Genomic DNA, 17121 nt, shown 5'->3' with positions numbered 1-17121 from the left:
CTTTACACAGGGCCGGCTAAAAAGATGGCGCATTATCCTGTGATTGGCCGCGCCTGTCACTGCGCAACCTCATGCACATGCACAAAGCAGGTGGCAAGGGTTGTCAGGCTCCGCCGACGAGGTTCAAACTGCGGCCTTTGTCACCGGCGGTTTACACAGCTGCCTGGTATTAAAGCCGGAGTACAGACTCCTGGCTAACAGACCTTTATAAGGGACCCGAAAATGGAATTGGTTGTAAAAAGCGTTAGCCCCGAAACGTTGAAAACCGCCACCCTCGTGGTCGCCATCGGCGAAGGCCGCAAGCTCGGCGTTGCTGCCAAGCAACTCGACGAACTCAGCGGCGGCGCTATCAGCGCAGTGCTCAAGCGCGGCGACCTGGCCGGCAAAGTCGGCCAGAGCCTGCTGCTGCAAAGCCTGCCCAACCTCAAGGCCGACCGCGTATTGCTGGTAGGCATGGGCAAGGATGCCGAGCTGGGCGACCGTCCGTTCCGCAAAATCATCAGCGGCATCCTCAACACGCTCAAGGGCCTGGGCGGCAGCGATGCAGCATTGGCACTCGATGAAATCGTTGTAAAAGGCCGCGACAGCTACGGCAAGACCCGCCTGCTGGCCGAAACCCTGGTAGACGGTGGTTACAGCTTCGACCAGTTCAAGAGCCAGAAAGCCGAACCGCGCGCACTGAAGAAAATCACCCTGCTGACCATCAAGGCTGCCCAAGCTGAAGTCGAGCGCGCCGTGACCCACGCGCAGGCCATTGCCAACGGCATGTCCTTCACCCGCGACCTGGGCAACCTGCCACCGAACATCTGCCACCCGACTTTCCTGGGCGAACAAGCCAAGGCACTGGGCAAAGAGTTCAAGGGCCTGAAAGTCGAAGTGCTGGACGAGAAGAAGATCAAGGAACTGGGCATGGGCTCGTTCTATGCCGTGGGCCAGGGCAGCGACCAGCCGCCACGCTTGATCGTGATGCAATACAACGGCGGCAAGAAGTCCGAGAAGCCTTACGCCCTCGTCGGCAAAGGCATCACCTTCGACACCGGCGGCATCAGCCTCAAGCCGGGCCTGGGCATGGACGAGATGAAGTACGACATGGGTGGCGCCGCCAGCGTGTTCGGTACCCTGCGCGCCGTGCTGGAACTCAAGCTGCCGATCAACCTGGTGTGCATCCTGGCCTGCGCCGAGAACATGCCGAGCGGCGGCGCAACCCGTCCGGGCGACATCGTCACCACCCTGAGCGGCCAGACCGTCGAGATCCTCAACACCGACGCCGAAGGCCGCCTGGTGCTGTGCGATGCCCTGACCTACGCCGAGCGCTTCAAGCCGCAAGCCGTGATCGATATCGCCACCCTGACCGGTGCCTGCATCGTCGCCCTGGGTTCCCACACCTCGGGCCTGCTGGGCAACAGCGATGAACTGATCGAGCAACTGCTCAGCGCCGGCAAGGCGGCTGACGACCGCGCCTGGCAACTGCCGCTGTTCGACGAGTATCAGGAACAGCTGGACAGCCCGTTCGCCGACATCGCCAACATCGGCGGGCCGAAAGCCGGCACCATCACCGCTGCCTGCTTCCTGTCGCGCTTTGCCAAGAACTTCAACTGGGCCCACCTGGACATCGCCGGCACGGCCTGGACCAGCGGCGGCAAGGACAAGGGCGCCACTGGCCGTCCGGTGCCACTGCTGACCCAATACCTGCTGGATCGCGCCAAGGCTTAAATGCAATCCCCCCTGCAGGAGCCGGCTTGCTGGCGCCTGCAGGGGGAAATGGCACGCCCAGGAATTGCAATGACCCAAGTCGACTTCTATATATTGCCCAGCGCCGACCCACTCGCGCGCCTGGACTTTGCCTGCAAACTCACCGAAAAAGCCTGGCGCATGGGCCACCGCATCTACCTGCATTGCAGCGATGCCGCCCAGCGTGAAGAGCTAGACGCCCGCCTGTGGCGCTTCAAGGGTGAAAGCTTCGTGCCCCACGGACCCGCCGAGTCTGAACCTGAAGGCCTGGTGGTGCTGGGCCTGGGCGACACTTGCGGCGATCACCATGACCTGCTGGTCAACCTGGACCTGAAAGTACCGCCGTTTGCCAAGGCATTCGCCCGTGTGGCGGAAGTCGTGGTGGAGGATCCGGCTATTCGTCAGGCCGCGCGGGAGAGTTTCCGTTTCTACCGCGAACAGGGCTATCCTCTGCAAGATCACCGGCTACAACGACTTTGAGCACACGATGGACACTCCAAACCCGCTAAAAAAAGATGACCACCTGCTGGACGACCTCGAGTCGATCCGTCAGTTGCTGGGTGATGATGACTTGCAACCGCCGCTATTGACCGAGCCGGTCGATGGCGAGGTACAGATTCCGCTGTTATTCGATATGGTCGGTGGCAAGCCGGTCGAGCCGGAGCCGGCGGTCAAGGCTGGCGCCCCTGCCACTGTCGAAAAAGGCCCCGACGCCCTGCTGCTGCACCTGGACAACGAACTGCGCGCAGCCGCGCAACTGATCATGCAAGACGTGATCGACGACTTTGCCCCGCATATCGAAACCGAGATCAAGCGCCGGCTGGATGCGCGGATGGAGCGGTTGATCGCTGCAGCTACAAACAATTAGCAACACGCTGCCAGAGCAGTTGCCCCCAAGCTTGTAGCTCATAGCTTGTAGCTTGCAACTGCTCCCCCCCGCTATACTTGCCGGCTTTCCTGAATAAATGCCAACTAGGGTCCCGCCGCGCATGGATAAGACCTACCAGCCGCACGCTATTGAAACTTCCTGGTACGAGACCTGGGAGTCCGAGAATTATTTCGCCCCGCAAGGCGCGGGCGATTCCTACACCATCATGATTCCGCCCCCGAACGTCACTGGCAGCCTGCACATGGGCCATGGCTTCAATAATGCGATCATGGATGCGTTGATCCGTTTCCGCCGCATGCAGGGCCGCAACACCCTGTGGCAGCCGGGCACCGACCACGCCGGTATCGCCACCCAAATGCTGGTGGAACGCCAACTCGAAGCCACCGGCCAGAGCCGTCACGACCTGGGCCGCGAGAAATTCCTGGAAAAGATCTGGGAATGGAAAGACCAGTCCGGCGGCAATATCAGCCGTCAGATCCGTCGCCTGGGTTCGTCCGTGGACTGGAGCCGCGAGCGCTTCACCATGGACGACGGCCTGTCGGAAGCCGTGAAAGAGGCCTTCGTGCGCCTGCATGAAGACGGCCTGATCTACCGCGGCAAGCGCCTGGTCAACTGGGACACCAAGTTGCACACGGCCATTTCCGACCTCGAAGTGGAAAACCACGACGAGAAAGGCTTCCTGTGGAACCTCAAGTACCCGTTGGCCGACGGCGCCAAGACCGCTGAAGGCAACGACTACCTGATCGTCGCCACCACGCGCCCGGAAACCATGCTCGGCGACGCCGCCGTCGCGGTTAACCCGAACGACGAACGCTACCAGGCGCTGATCGGCAAGTTTGTCGAGCTGCCGCTGGTGGGCCGTCGCATCCCGATTATCGCGGACGAGTACTGCGACCCTGAATTCGGCACCGGCTGCGTGAAAATCACCCCAGCCCACGATTTCAACGACTATGAAGTGGGCAAGCGCCATAACCTGCCGCTGCTGAACATCTTCGACAAGAATGCCGCCGTTCTGCCGGCCTGCCAGGTGTTCAACCTGGACGGCACGCTGAACGACAGCATCGACGGCAAGATCCCGGCTGAATACGCAGGCCTCGACCGTTTTGAAGCGCGCAAGCAGATCGTCGCCGCCTTCGACGCCGCCGGCCTGTTGGTCAGCGTTGACGACCACGGCCTGAAAGTGCCGAAGGGCGACCGCTCCGGCACCGTGATCGAGCCGTGGCTGACCGACCAGTGGTACGTGTCCACCAAGCCGCTGGCAGAACCTGCCATTGCCGCAGTGGAAGACGGCCGTATCCAGTTCGTGCCCAAGCAGTACGAAAACATGTACTTCTCGTGGATGCGTGACATACAGGATTGGTGCATCAGCCGCCAGCTGTGGTGGGGCCACCGCATTCCGGCCTGGTACGACGAGTCGGGCAAGGTCTATGTCGGCCGCGATGAAGCCGAAGTGCGCGCCAAGCACAACCTGGGTGCAGACGTCGTGCTGCAACAGGACAACGACGTTCTGGACACCTGGTTCAGTTCGGGCCTGTGGACCTTCTCTACCCTGGGTTGGCCGCAGCAGACCGAATTCCTGAAGAAATTCCACTCCACCGACGTGCTGGTCACCGGTTTCGATATCATTTTCTTCTGGGTTGCCCGGATGATCATGCTGACCATGCACTTGGTGAAGAACGAGGACGGCACCCCGCAGGTACCGTTCAAGACCGTGTATGTGCACGGCCTGGTGCGTGATGGCCAGGGCCAGAAGATGTCCAAGTCCAAGGGCAACGTCCTGGACCCGCTGGACATCATCGACGGCATCGACCTGGAAACCCTGGTGCAGAAGCGCACCTCGGGCCTGATGCAGCCGAAACTGGCGAAGAAGATCGAGAAGCAGACACGCGACGAATTCGCCGACGGTATCGCCAGCTATGGCACCGATGCCCTGCGTTTCACCTTCTGCTCGCTGGCGTCCACTGGTCGCGACATCAAGTTCGACATGGGCCGCGTCGAAGGCTATCGCAACTTCTGCAACAAGATCTGGAACGCTGCGCGCTACGTGCTGGATAAAGGCGAAGACTGCGGCCAGAACGGCGAAGCCGTCGAACTGAGCCTGGCCGACCGCTGGATCATCTCGCAGCTGCAGCGCACTGAAGCCGAGGTGACCCGCCAACTCGACCAGTTCCGTTTTGACCTGGCCGCACAGGCCTTGTACGAGTTCATCTGGAACCAGTATTGCGACTGGTACCTGGAACTGTCCAAGCCCGTGCTGTGGGACGAAAACGCGCCAATCGAACGCCAGCGCGGCACTCGCCGTACCCTGGTGCGCGTATTGGAAGTGGCGCTGCGCCTGGCGCACCCGTTCATGCCGTTCATCACCGAAGAAATCTGGCAGCGCCTGGCGCCGCTGGCCGGCATCGAAGGCAAGACCATCATGCTGCAACCTTGGCCGGTGGCCAACGAAGCACGCATCGATGAGGCCGCCGAAAGTGATATCGAATGGCTCAAGACGCTGATGCTTGGCACGCGCAACATCCGCGCCGAGATGAACATCGGCCCGGGCAAGCCACTGGCAGTGTTCGTGAAGAACGCCAGCACCGAAGACCAGCGTCGCCTCACTGAGAACGATGCGCTGCTCAAGAAACTGGCCAAGCTGGAGTCGATCACCGTATTGGCGGCCGATGCAGAAGCGCCTCTGTCCGCCACCGCACTGGTCGGCGACATGGAAGTGCTGGTGCCGATGGCCGGCCTGATCGACAAGGGCGCCGAACTGGCCCGTCTCGACAAGGAAATCGCGCGCCTGCAAGGCGAAGTGCAGCGGGTGGGCGGCAAGCTGTCCAACGCGGCCTTCGTCGACAAGGCACCGCCGCAAGTGATCGAGAAAGAACGCGCCAAGCTGGCCGAGGCGGAACAGGCCTTGGGCAAGCTGGCGGAGCAACATGCGCGAATTTCCAGCCTGTAAGGTGGACCGCGTGTAAGAAAGAGGCCTTCGGGCCTCTTTTTTTGGGTTTGAAAACCCGGTCAATGTGGAAGGGGGCTTGCTCGCGAATGCGGTCTATCAGACACACACCCAATGACGGACCCGCCGTATTTGTGAGCAAGCCCGTTCCCACATTTAACCGAGGTCAACTTCGGAATGTGTGACAATACCCACCACTTTTGAAGCAACCCCAGAATCGACGTAGCCCATGACCGCCCCCAGCACGCCAAAACCTCCGCGCAAGAAGCCTAAAACCGCAGCCACGGCCAAACCCGTCACGCCGCGCAAAGAGGCCACTCTGCACCCGCGCAACCGCCACACAGGCCGTTACGACTTCCCGGCGCTGATCAAGACCACGCCGGAACTGGCGCAGTTCGTGATCATGAACCCGTACGGCAAGGAAAGCATCGACTTCGCCAGCCCCGATGCGGTGCGCGTGTTCAACCGCGCGTTGCTGAAAGCCTTCTATGGCATCCAGCACTGGGACATCCCGGCGGATTACCTGTGCCCACCGGTGCCGGGGCGTGCCGACTACGTGCACTTTCTCGCCGACCTGCTGGCCAGCGGCAATGACGGCAAGATCCCGCGCGGTTCGATCGTCAAGGTGCTGGACATCGGCATGGGCGCCAACTGCGTCTACCCGCTGATTGGCTACATGGAGTACCGCTGGAATTTCCTCGGCTCCGAGGTCGACCCTACCGCCGTGGCTGCCGCCAAAGCCATCGTGCAGTCCAACGACCTGAGCAAGGTCATCCAGTTGCGCCAGCAAACCAACCCCAAGCAGATCCTGCTGGGCCTGCTGGAACCGGGTGAGCGCTTTGACCTGACCATGTGCAACCCACCGTTCCACGCGTCCATGGAAGAAGCCACCAAGGGCAGCGAGCGCAAGTGGCGCGCCCTGGGCAAGGCGGACCCCAAGCGCAAGCTGCCAGTATTGAACTTTGGCGGCCAATCGGCCGAACTGTGGTGTGAAGGCGGTGAAGCGCGCTTTGTGACGCAGCTGATTGCCGAGAGCGCGCACTTTGCCCACAAGGTGTTGTGGTTCAGCACCCTGGTGTCAAAAGCGTCGAACTTGCCCGCGATCGAGACAGCCCTGAAAAAAGCCGGCGTGCTGGAAAGCCACGTGGTGGAAATGTCCCAGGGACAGAAACAAAGCCGCTTCGTGGCCTGGACCTTCCAGACCAAGAACGAGCAACAGATCTGGCGCCAGCGCTGGGTGCGCTAAGCACAAATCGCAGGCAACAAAAAACCGTGCCCGGATCGCTCCGGTGCACGGTTTTTTTTGCTGCGTCTTACTTGTTAACAGCGTCGGTCAGGCCTTTGGCCACAACCAGCTTGATAACTTTCTTGGCAGCGATTTCGATGGCAGCGCCAGTCGAAGGGTTACGGCCAGTACGGGCAGGACGCTCGGTCACTTTCAGTTTGCCAACGCCTGGCAGAGTGATTTCGCCGCCGTTTTCCAGCTGATCAGCAACAACTTGGCTCAGTTGGTCCAGCAGAGCGCGCACGGTAGTTTTCGGTGCGTCTACTGCTTCAGCCAGGTCAGCGATCAGTTGGTCTTTAGTAATAGCCATTGTGGTGTTCCTTCCCTATCAAATTCATATGGATTGCAGAGTGCAGTGTCAGCCATCGAGCCCGACCGTTAAGGCCTGGCACCCCCGGCTATAACCACGGAGATCGGGGTTATAGATGCTTGAAACGGGGATTGGTTCGACCTGACAGATGCTGAATGCACGCTTATCGCCGAGACTTGGCGTAAGACGGGGCAAAACTAGCACAGAGACGGGGAAATATCCGCCTCTACCTACCCATTTGGTCAGCTTTATCGCTCTAAACCGTGAAAAAAAGGTATATAGCCCGTCGGACGGTGCCCAAAACACCCTTCGAAGCACGCCCCGGCCAATGGTGCGGTACACTTGGCGACTTTTCGGGGAGGCCAACCGCTCCCCTATCAACCAGCCGAGAAGCCTATGCCGATCCGTCACTGCATCGTCCACCTGATCGACAAAAAACCCGACGGCACACCTGCAGTTCTTCACGCCCGCGACTCCGAGCTTGCCGAGTCGGCCGCCATCGAGAACATGCTTGCCGACCTCAACGAGAGCTACAACGCCAAACAAGGCAAGGCCTGGGGTTTCTTCCATGCCGAGTCCGGCGCGCACCCGTTCAGCGGCTGGTTGAAGGAGTATTTCGACGGTGGGCAGGATTTCACCACCTTCAGCCGCACCGCTGTCGAGCACCTGCAGAAGCTGATGGAAGAGTCCAACCTCTCCACCGGCGGCCATGTGCTGTTTGCCCACTACCAACAGGGCATGACCGACTACCTGGCCATCGCCCTGCTGCACCACAGCGAAGGCGTGGCGGTGACCGACGAGCTGGACGTGACCCCCTCGCGTCACTTGGACCTCGGTCAACTGCACCTTGCGGCACGGATCAACGTCTCCGAGTGGCAGAACAACAAGCAATCCAAGCAATACATCTCCTTTATCAAGGGCAAGAACGGCAAGAAGGTCTCGGAGTACTTCCGCGACTTCATCGGCTGCCAGGAAGGCGTCGACGGCCCGGGTGAAACCCGTACCCTGCTCAAGGCCTTCAGCGATTTCGTCGAAAGCGAAGACCTGCCGGACGAGTCCGCCCGCGAAAAAACCAAGACCCTGGTGGACTACGCCAGCAGCCAGGCCAAGCTGGGTGAACCGATGGGCCTGGAAGAACTCTCCGGGTTGATCGATGAAGATCGGCCAAAAGCGTTCTACGATCACATCCGCAACAAGGACTACGGCCTGTCGCCAGAAATCCCGGCCGACAAACGCACCCTCAACCAGTTCCGCCGCTTCACCGGCCGTGCCGAAGGCCTGTCCATCAGCTTTGAGGCCCATTTGCTGGGCGACAAGATCGAATACGACGAAGCCGCCGGTACCTTGATCATCAAGGGCCTGCCCACCCAACTGACCGATCAGCTCAAGCGCCGTAACTGATGCTCGGCGGGGTTTTCAAGAAAGTCCTGCTGGTATTGCTGGTCGTGGTAGTGATCCAGAACTGGGGCAAGATCGAGCGGGTGTTCAACCCCTCGCAGGTGGCCCCTGAGCACGTGCGCGCCTCGGCGCACGTGGTGCTTTATGCCACCGAGTGGTGTGGGTACTGCAAGCAGATCCGCCGGTTCCTGGACCAGAAAGGCATTCCCTACCAGGCGTTCGATATCGAGAAAGACGCCCAGGCACGCAAGGCGTATGAGGCGTTGGGGGGTGGTGGGATTCCGTTTGTGGACGTAAATGGCACGCTGATTCGCGATTTTGATCCGCAGGCCATACTGCGCGCGCTCCCCTGACCCTAAATACCCGAGGCGCACACAGGCGCCCTGGGCATTACTGCTAGTCACAAATGGTTACAGCCGTACTGGCGTGACTGCGCCGTTGTCGCTGCCGGACGGAATGGCTCCAGGTTCCATACGGGTTTATTGCGCGCGTCCAGATAATGGCAAATCAATTGTTCACGCATACTTGCCCCGCGACCCGGTGGGGATTGCCACTGGTGGTCTTTGCCAAACAGCGACCTGATTTCCGCAATTACCAACTCGGTTTCTGCATCGTCCCTGACATTGCGACCGAGAGTGGTGGGGGTCAGGGCCAGTGACCATTCAACCTGCTTAGTACCGGGGTCATAGCGAGAGATCCATTCTCCTTTTTCGATATATTTACCAACCGCTGCCGGTGCTACGCAGCTTTTCTGGTCTGCTGGATCGTAGGTGAACGTTGCATCTTGATCAGGCGCTTTGGGCAGTGTCAGCCTGACGATCGGCATGAATTCCCCTGTGTATTTGCAATAGTCGCCCTGGTCATATTGAGCATCGAGTTGTCCCTGGCCCCTGCCCTCTTTATCAGGGATGAAATACAACGCACGTAGGGGCAGTGTTTTCGGCGAAGAATCGTTCCAATAAATACGGTTATTTACATCAGCAGGGTCGGCGATCGCCAAGATCACTTCATTTTGTTGATTCAGGGGTTGCGGTGACAGCATTTTTGAAGCGTCTACGAAAGCTTTAAACGCAGTGACCCCGGCGGCGCCCCTTCCTTCCCTGAGATTAAAACCACATTGTTTTTGATTATCGAAGCCATCCGCCTGAAACTTAGTCATCCACTGTGCACCGGTTGTAATGCCCTGTGTTTCACACGACGCACTGACGGCCCCGGTATTGGCACTTATCCCACACCCCTGTTCATTGCGAAAATCAGACCACGAATCCTTGGGTGTCGCACACAAAATATTGACATCCTCCTTGTTAGAGCGATTTCCAATAGGCGGATCGACAAAATAGCCGTTGTCATCATCCCGGATAGTTCTATCGAACTTTATATCCTTACGCAGATAAGAAAATGACAGGCCATTTTTCTTCGCTGCATTGGGGCTGATGCCCCAAAACCTGAACGTAGGCCCAGGCACAGTGGACCTTAATAAAACGCCATTACACACGATACCGGGGGCATTTGGGCAGCCATCGCGAGTGTCATTATAACGGTCACGCAACACCTTGACGGCCTCCTGTCCAATGAAATCTTCAGCGGGGCCGGCAATAACAGTCCGTCCCCAACCACCGCAAAGAAGCACAATCACAACCACAACCATATTGGCAATCCTGGCATTCATAACAGCCTCTCTTAAGCATTCATGAAAATGAAAGAAGTTGCAGCAATTAAACACCACACGCTTTAAGCAGGGTTACACTGCGCAGCGACTGCAATGGACTGGGAAACATCTGGCCTGAACGGTTCGAGATTATAATTAGTGTTGTTTCGATAGGTCGCCAGCAAACAAGCCAACTGACGACGAACACCGCCTTTATTCTCTGCAATCCACTGAGGATCGCTTCCATATTTGGTAACTATCTCCGAGTAAAAGCGATCCAACTGGTTGGCCTGACTCAACCGACCACAATCCGTGGGCGTAACTTGTAGTGTCCATCGATCTCCTTTGGCACCCGGATCGTAGCGGTTGATCCACTGCGCTTTATCCACAAACCGATCACACAACACGGTGTCCAGTGGGGCTTGGTCTGCGGGCGAGTAAAAAAACGCGGGTTCCTCACTGGGCGTCATTGGAAAAGCTATTCTGATGACCGGAACAAAATGCCCAGACGACTTATAGAGTGCCATTTGATCTTTCTGGGCCAAGTCTTTTCCGACTTCAGAAGGCGCCCCTGTGACCGTGTCTTTATTTACCCAAAAAATCGCCCATACCGGCACGCGACTGCCATCACTTTGTGGCCAGGATTGGATACGCATTTCGTTATTACTGAACCCTGTCGATCCGAAGTGCTCGCTTAATACGTCAGGAAAACGATGTGCTTGTATAAATTGCATGAACATATCGGCACCCGCAGGCTCGTTGGCAGGCCTGACGTCAAAACCACATTGCCGATAATGAGACTTTGCATTTACCAAGTAGTCGTTAAGCCAGGCATTCGCCGTTTTGATGCCCTGCTGTTGGCAACTCCGTTCAATCTGTTGGGTGAGACTATAGTCCCCACAACCAGCGTCCCCCCTGGCATGGGAGCCCGCATCCATTGGGAACACACATAACACTTCAAGTTGAATATAATCATCAGGCGTATCAAACATAGCGCGCATTACATAGCCGTGCCGATGGTCAGACGCCAACTGACGGAACTTTGCATCCTGACGAAGAAAAGAAAACGCGGTGGCCTGCACGGAGGCCGGGCCATAATTCCAAAATTGATAGGATTCAGAATAAACCGTACCGCGAAGAAGTAAACCAGAACACAGAAAAGCCGGCCGCCTGGACGTTCCGCAATTAGAAACGACATGACTGTAGAACTTCCACATGTCAAACACGGTGCGCGCACCGGTTTGATCGTGAGTCTCATAGGCAGCGCCGACACTACCGCAGGCACACACCAGTACCGAAAGGATATAAGCCCTAATGAAGCTTTTCACGATACACCTCTATAAGAACCAGATAAATCTGTCCCCTTATAAAAGCGCAGCACGTACTCAGTATCTACTGTGAGAATTAACAGTCAGGAATACTGATTAGCAATGACCAATCCGTAGTTATGCTGAAACAACACTTGTCTGTCGTCGTATTGCTGACTTTTACAGTAGCTTTAGTCAAGTTTATGAGGTAAGGCTCAGCGCACCACGATCATCCGCCCCAGTACCGTGTGCTGTTCAAAGCCGAGCACGGCCTGCAACGCATTCAACACGGCCTGCGGGTCCTTGCTCGGGAAACTGCCGCTGACGCGCTTGGCGCCCATCTCCTCATTGAGCAACAGGATGCGACCGGGGTAGTAACGCTCCAGGTCCTTGACCACGTCGGCCAGCGGCGCCTTGTAGTAGTTGAGCCAACCGTCGCGCCAGGCCAGGCGTGATTCGCTGTCGACCCCGTGCATCTGATCAGCAATGCCATCGGCGTAGGCCACTTGCTGGCCGGCCGCAAGAATTTGCTGCTGGCCGTGCTTTGACGGTGTCACGCCAACCCGCCCGGACAACACCGTAACCTGGGCCCCTGCCGGTTGCAGGCGCACTTCGAACTGTGTGCCCAGGACCCGCGCCTCGCCACTGCCCGCCTCCACGACGAAGGACTCACCGGTATGGGTCACGCTGAAAAAGCCCGCGCCGCGACGCAGTTGGATATGCCGCTCGCCCTGGTTGAAATCCACGGCAATGGCGCTGTCGGCATCGAGGGTGACTTGGGATTTGTCGGCCAGGGTGACGGTTTTGACTTCGCCGGGCGCGGTCACGTAGTCGGCGCCCAAGTCATCGATCCAGCGCGATGGCTGCCAACCCGCCCCCATGGACACCATCACCACCAGGCAGGCCGCCATGGCCAGCGCCCCGGACCAGCGCACCACCCGCGAGCGCTTCGAGGTGTTCATCGCATTGAGGTAGCCTTGCAGTGCAAACGCCTCTTCGTCCGCCAGCTTGCGCGCCGGTACTTCGCTCAACTCCCATAGCACCTGGGCCTGGGAGTAGGCCTCGATGTGCGCAGGGTCGGCCCGCAGCCACTGGCTGAACGTGGCCTGGTCGCCACTGCTGGGCTGGTCATGCAGCAGGCTTAACCAGGCCAGGGCCGCTTGTTCCTGGTCGGGCGTGGGGGTGACGTTCACGGTGCTTTCCCTGGCGTGCGTGGGGATGAGGGGTCGCGAAGGCTGGCTTTGCAGGCTTCGAGGGCACGCATCATATGTTTTTCCACGGCACTTTGGGACAAGCCCATGGCCTTGGCGATTTCCGCATATTTGCGGCCGTGGATGCGGTTGAGCAGGAAAATCTGCCGCGTGCGCTCAGGCAAGCTGCGCAGGGCGGCTTCGACGTGGCGCAGGTCATTGCCGGCTTCAAGCGCCGCCTGGGGTTCGCAGCCCTGGTTGTCTTGCTGCTCGGGCAGCCAACCTTCGCTGCTGCGTACCCGTGCGCCTTCGCTGCGCAGGTGGTCGATGGCGATGTTGCCAGCGCAGCGCAACAAGTAGGTGCTGAGCTCTTCGACCTGCACCAGCGGCCGACGCCAGAAGCGCAGGAACAGGTCCTGCACCAGGTCGGCCGCCGTGGCGCGGCACCCTACGCGGCGGCTCACCAAGGCCTCCATCTGCGAGCGCTGGGACAAGAAGACCTGCAGGAAATGCGCACGCCCACCGGCCGCGTCAGCGTGCTGGCTGTCTTGGGATTCGGGTGGGGTGCTGATCATCAAGGTGAGCTCAAAGGGTGGCGAAGGCCGCAACGGGGCTGGCCAGCAGGCCGACGCCCGCCAGGATCAAGGCCAACCTTGGCCGATACGGCAACAACAGCACCAGCAGCAACGCGCTGAGCATCAACACGGCGCACCATTGCACCAGGCCCTGTCCCCACCCCGCGACACTCACCGCTGGCCAGATCGACAGCGTCAGCAGCAACCAGCCGGCCACACGCAAGCCCAGGCGCCGGCGTGGTGACAGTTTGCGGTGCAACAGTTCGCCGTGATGACGGTCGGTGGACAAGCACAGCGCCGTGAACCCGGCGTAGCACATCAGCAGTGCGAGCAGCATTCAGTTGGCCTCCTGCTTGAGGGTCAACGTGCGAGCGCGTTCAGCCTTGGGCGCTGGCGCGGTGCGATGCTGCATCTTCCAGGCAGCCCAAGCGAGAAACACACCGCTGGCCAGACAGGTCAGGTCGAAGCCGGCCATCGCCCAATCGCCGGTCGCCAGTGACACCCCCAGGTGGCTGGACGTGGTCAGTGCGTTGAGCAATGGAATCGTGACGAACAGCAGCGCACCGACACTCAGTTGCTCGACCCAACCCTGGCGACCGCGCCGCAGGATGGCGTGCAACAGGCTCAGGCCCCAGGCAATAAAGAAGGTTTGCACTTCCCCGTCGGAACGCTCGGCGAAGCTCACCGGCAACACACGGTTGGCCCAGAAGAACGCGGCGATGGCGATCATCAGCCCGGCCATGCTGGCGATGTTGAGCACTTCTACCAGGCGCAACTCAAACGGCATGACCGAGGCTTTAGCGTGCTTGAGCTGGCGCTTGCCGAGCCAGATCACCAGCCCGGTGCCGATCATCGCCGTGCCGGCCAGGCCACAGATGAAGTACAACCAGCGCAGTACCGGCCCGGCGAAATGGCCCATGTGCAGGCCGTAGAAACTGCCGCCGATGACGGCCGGCAACGACTGTTCGCCGCTCACTCGCAGTAATTCACCTGTGCTGCCGTTGAAGGACACAGTGCTGCCGAAATCGTGCACCACGCGATCGGACCCGGCGCGGAATACATTCACTGACGCGTTCACGTCACTGGGGTTATTCACCGCCAGCCGGCCGACATGCCCGCCCGCCCACTGCCGCCGGGCCTCTTCGTACATCGGCACCAGCGATTTCAAGGGTGCGGGCTCGCCCAGTGCCGGCGCATTGTCGGTCGCCGGGAACACCTCGCTGAAAAACGCGCGGGTGTCGTTGCCGTAGGAGGCCAGGATCGGCGCGGGCATCACCAGGCTCATGAAGATCACCAGGCTGCTGTAGGTGATCATCAAGTGGAACGGCAGCACCAGCACCCCCACCGCGTTATGCCCGTCGAGCCAGGAGCGCTGGCCTTTGCGGGGGCGAAAGGTGAAGAAGTCCTTGAAAATTTTCTTGTGGGTGATGATGCCGGTGACCAGCGCGACAAACATCACCATCGCGGCAATGGTCGACAGCCAGCGGCCCCACGGGTGAGGCATTTGCAGCTGGAAGTGGAAACGATAGAAGAACTCGCCGCCCATGCTTTCACGGGCTTGCACCGGTTGGCCGCTGACCGGGTCGAGGGTTTTCTGGATGAAATTGCCGCGCTTGCCGGGGTCGACCTTGTCTTGCCACATCACCGACAGGCCGGGGTCGCGGCTGTCCGGCAGGGTGATGAACCAGCGCGCGGCCTTCGGTGCCTGCTGCTGCAGATACGTTTGCGCCACCATGAGGCTGCGCGCGTCGTCGAGCGGATGGGCCTGTACTTCGGGCTGCATCCAATGGCTGATCTCGTCCTTGAAGTAGGACAAGGTGCCGGTCAGGAAAATCGCGAACAGCAGCCAGCCAAAGATCAACCCGGCCCAGGTGTGCAGCCAGGCCATGGCTTGGCGAAAGCCCTCCTTCATGTGCGTGCCATCCAGAAGCCCACCCCCGCCAGCGTGGCAAATGCCGCGCTGGGCAGCATCACGCCGAACCAGGCACGCGCGGCACTGCGGCAGGCGAAACACCAGAGCACGGCCAGCAGATAGAACACAAACGAGCTCATCATGCCGGTGATCACCGCGTCAGCACGGGACGTGGGCAACCACAGCGCCAGGCAGATACTGGCCAGAGAAGCCATCAGGTAACCCCCTACCACGGCAGCCAGCACCCGCGAGGTCACGGCAAGACGATAGGAGACGGGCAGCGAGGTTTTGCTTTTCATGCGGGAGGCGCCAGGTTCATCAGTGCGCAATATTAATGATAAATATTCTCATAAGCAAAACAGAACGGATGAATCACCTGCGCAGATGGATTGCCGAAGCCTCCCACGCGCCCTACAATGCGAACAATTCTTGTTCTCTAAAGCATGGCGATGCTTGTGGAGTGTCCCCGTTGAGCCCGTCCAACACTGTCGAAGTTTTGTACAACGACCATCACCACTGGCTCACCGGCTGGTTGCGGCGCAAGCTCGGCTGCCCCGAAAGTGCCGCCGACCTGGCGCAGGACACCTTCATTCGCGTGCTTACCGCGCGGGAAACGCCCACGCTGATCGAGCCCCGTGCGTTCCTCACCACTGTCGCCAAGCGCGTGCTGTTCAACTTCTACCGCCGCCAGGACCTGGAGCGCGCCTACCTCGACGCCTTGGCGCAGATGCCCGAACACGTGGCACCGTCGGAAGAGGAACGCGCCATCATCCTGCAGACCCTGGTGGAGCTGGATCAGCTGCTCGATGGCCTGCCCGTCCAGGTCAAACGCGCGTTCCTGCTGGCCCAACTGGATGGCCTGACCTACGCACAAATCGGCGCTGAACTGGGCATCTCCATCGCCACCGTCAAACGTCACCTGAACAAAGCAGCCATGCGCTGTTACTTCGCCCTATGAGTTTTTCCACTCAAGTGGCCGAACAGGCCGTGCATTGGCTGATGGAAATGCAGCAAGGCGCGCTCAATCCTCGTCAGCAAGCGGCCTGGCAACAATGGCTGAACGCCCACAGCGAACACCAGCGTGCCTGGGACCATATGCAACGCGTCAACCAGCGCCTGCGGGGCATGCCCTCGCCACTGGCCCATGCGGCATTGAACGCGCCAACCTCCACCAGCCGCCGCCAGGCCCTCAAGTTGCTACTGATCCTCGGTGCCGGGTCGGCCGCTGCCTGGAGCCTGCGCCAGCAACACATTCTGCCGCCGCTGACCGCCGACTACCGCAGCCCCGTCGGCCAACGCCGCCAGGTGCAACTAGCGGACGGCAGCCAGTTGCAACTCAATACCGGCAGTGCCGTGGATGTGCATTTCGATGGCCGGCAACGACTGATCCGCTTGCTCGAAGGCGAGATCCTGCTGACCGGCATCGCGGGCAACACACCGCTGAACATCCTGACCGGCCAGGGCCTGCTCACCAGCCAGGCGGCACGTATGAACGTGCGCCAGTTCAATGATCACACCCAAGTGGCGGTCTTCGACGGGCGCGTCGAGGTCATGCCCAATACCTACAGCGGCCTGCCCCTCACTGTGGAGGCCGCGCGCCAGGTCAACTTCACGCGCAAAGGCTGGGACACCCCGCGCCCCACCGACGCCAACAGCGGCGCCTGGGCCGATGGCATGCTGGTGGCTGCGCATATGCGTCTGGAAGATTTCCTCGGCGAACTGGGTCGCTACCGCCGTGGCCAGGTCAATTGCGATCCGCAAGTGGCCAACCTGCTGATCTCTGGCAGCTACCCGGTGGATGACAGCGAACGCATTCTCGACCTGCTGGAGGTGAGCCTGCCGGTCAAGGTGCGGCGCTTTACCCGGTATTGGGTGACCGTCCAGGCGCGTGCCTGAAATTAAATTCAAAGACTGTGAGCCGTTTTCCACACC

General features: G+C 59.8%; 17 protein-coding genes. 9 read left to right on the top strand and 8 right to left on the bottom strand.

Annotation, left to right across the window (positions count from 1 at the left end):
• The first annotated feature begins 222 nt into the window (after positions 1-222).
• From ATH90_RS05510 to rlmF, 5 genes are all read left to right on the top strand, one after another.
• Complete coding sequence (locus ATH90_RS05510) at positions 223-1713, top strand: leucyl aminopeptidase (protein ID WP_098465846.1); 1491 nt, start codon at positions 223-225, stop codon at positions 1711-1713.
• A 69-nt stretch (positions 1714-1782) separates the two neighbouring features.
• Positions 1783-2211 (top strand): DNA polymerase III subunit chi, encoded by a 429-nt coding sequence (locus tag ATH90_RS05505; RefSeq protein ID WP_034102337.1) that lies wholly within the window; start codon positions 1783-1785, stop codon positions 2209-2211.
• A gap of 7 nt (positions 2212-2218) precedes the next feature.
• The gene (locus ATH90_RS05500; RefSeq protein ID WP_034102336.1) at positions 2219-2599 is read left to right on the top strand and encodes a hypothetical protein; all 381 of its coding nucleotides are present in this window, start codon (positions 2219-2221) and stop codon (positions 2597-2599) included.
• A gap of 121 nt (positions 2600-2720) precedes the next feature.
• Positions 2721-5567: a valine--tRNA ligase gene (locus ATH90_RS05495; protein ID WP_098465845.1), complete on the top strand. Its 2847-nt coding sequence runs from the start codon at positions 2721-2723 to the stop codon at positions 5565-5567.
• A 226-nt stretch (positions 5568-5793) separates the two neighbouring features.
• Positions 5794-6810, top strand: coding sequence for a 23S rRNA (adenine(1618)-N(6))-methyltransferase RlmF (gene rlmF / locus ATH90_RS05490; RefSeq protein WP_034102334.1), 1017 nt, complete (start codon positions 5794-5796; stop codon positions 6808-6810).
• Positions 6811-6877: 67 nt separating this feature from the next.
• Here the strand turns inward: rlmF and ATH90_RS05485 are convergent, their stop codons facing one another.
• Entirely contained in the window at positions 6878-7159 is a 282-nt protein-coding gene (locus tag ATH90_RS05485) for an HU family DNA-binding protein (RefSeq protein WP_003188840.1), read from the bottom strand.
• A 396-nt stretch (positions 7160-7555) separates the two neighbouring features.
• Between ATH90_RS05485 and yejK the strand changes: the two genes are divergently transcribed.
• Positions 7556-8560, top strand: coding sequence for a nucleoid-associated protein YejK (gene yejK, locus ATH90_RS05480; RefSeq protein WP_010212893.1), 1005 nt, complete (start codon positions 7556-7558; stop codon positions 8558-8560).
• Positions 8560-8910: a glutaredoxin family protein gene (locus ATH90_RS05475; protein ID WP_098465844.1), complete on the top strand. Its 351-nt coding sequence runs from the start codon at positions 8560-8562 to the stop codon at positions 8908-8910. The genes yejK and ATH90_RS05475 overlap by 1 nt, the downstream gene beginning before the upstream one ends.
• Before the next feature lie 47 nt (positions 8911-8957).
• Here the strand turns inward: ATH90_RS05475 and ATH90_RS05470 are convergent, their stop codons facing one another.
• From ATH90_RS05470 to ATH90_RS05440, 7 genes are all read right to left on the bottom strand, one after another.
• Entirely contained in the window at positions 8958-10226 is a 1269-nt protein-coding gene (locus ATH90_RS05470) for a DUF2599 domain-containing protein (RefSeq protein ID WP_098465843.1), read from the bottom strand.
• 62 nt (positions 10227-10288) lie between these two features.
• A complete protein-coding gene (locus ATH90_RS05465; protein ID WP_098465842.1) occupies positions 10289-11533 on the bottom strand; it encodes a DUF2599 domain-containing protein in 1245 nt (414 codons plus the stop codon).
• A gap of 194 nt (positions 11534-11727) precedes the next feature.
• Entirely contained in the window at positions 11728-12705 is a 978-nt protein-coding gene (locus tag ATH90_RS05460; RefSeq protein ID WP_098465841.1) for a FecR family protein, read from the bottom strand.
• A complete protein-coding gene (locus ATH90_RS05455; RefSeq protein WP_069021916.1) occupies positions 12702-13280 on the bottom strand; it encodes an RNA polymerase sigma factor in 579 nt (192 codons plus the stop codon). The genes ATH90_RS05460 and ATH90_RS05455 overlap by 4 nt, the downstream gene beginning before the upstream one ends.
• 7 nt (positions 13281-13287) lie before the next feature.
• Positions 13288-13614, bottom strand: coding sequence for a DUF3325 domain-containing protein (locus ATH90_RS05450; protein WP_034102330.1), 327 nt, complete (start codon positions 13612-13614; stop codon positions 13288-13290).
• Positions 13615-15189 carry a PepSY-associated TM helix domain-containing protein gene (locus tag ATH90_RS05445; RefSeq protein WP_069021914.1) on the bottom strand — a complete coding sequence of 525 codons (1575 nt, stop codon included), beginning with the start codon at positions 15187-15189 and terminating at the stop codon, positions 13615-13617.
• Complete coding sequence (locus tag ATH90_RS05440; protein ID WP_069021912.1) at positions 15186-15488, bottom strand: DUF3649 domain-containing protein; 303 nt, start codon at positions 15486-15488, stop codon at positions 15186-15188. Before ATH90_RS05440 ends, ATH90_RS05445 begins: the two co-directional genes overlap by 4 nt.
• Positions 15489-15658: 170 nt before the next feature.
• Between ATH90_RS05440 and ATH90_RS05435 the strand changes: the two genes are divergently transcribed.
• Positions 15659-16147 carry a sigma-70 family RNA polymerase sigma factor gene (locus ATH90_RS05435; RefSeq protein WP_025858984.1) on the top strand — a complete coding sequence of 163 codons (489 nt, stop codon included), beginning with the start codon at positions 15659-15661 and terminating at the stop codon, positions 16145-16147.
• A complete protein-coding gene (locus ATH90_RS05430; protein WP_098465839.1) occupies positions 16144-17085 on the top strand; it encodes a FecR domain-containing protein in 942 nt (313 codons plus the stop codon). Before ATH90_RS05435 ends, ATH90_RS05430 begins: the two co-directional genes overlap by 4 nt.
• Positions 17086-17121: the final 36 nt, after the last annotated feature.

It is taken from the genome of Pseudomonas lurida (assembly GCF_002563895.1).
In the GTDB taxonomy this organism is placed as follows: Bacteria; Pseudomonadota; Gammaproteobacteria; order Pseudomonadales; family Pseudomonadaceae; genus Aquipseudomonas; species Aquipseudomonas lurida.
This window is presented reverse-complemented; position numbering and strand designations above follow the sequence as displayed.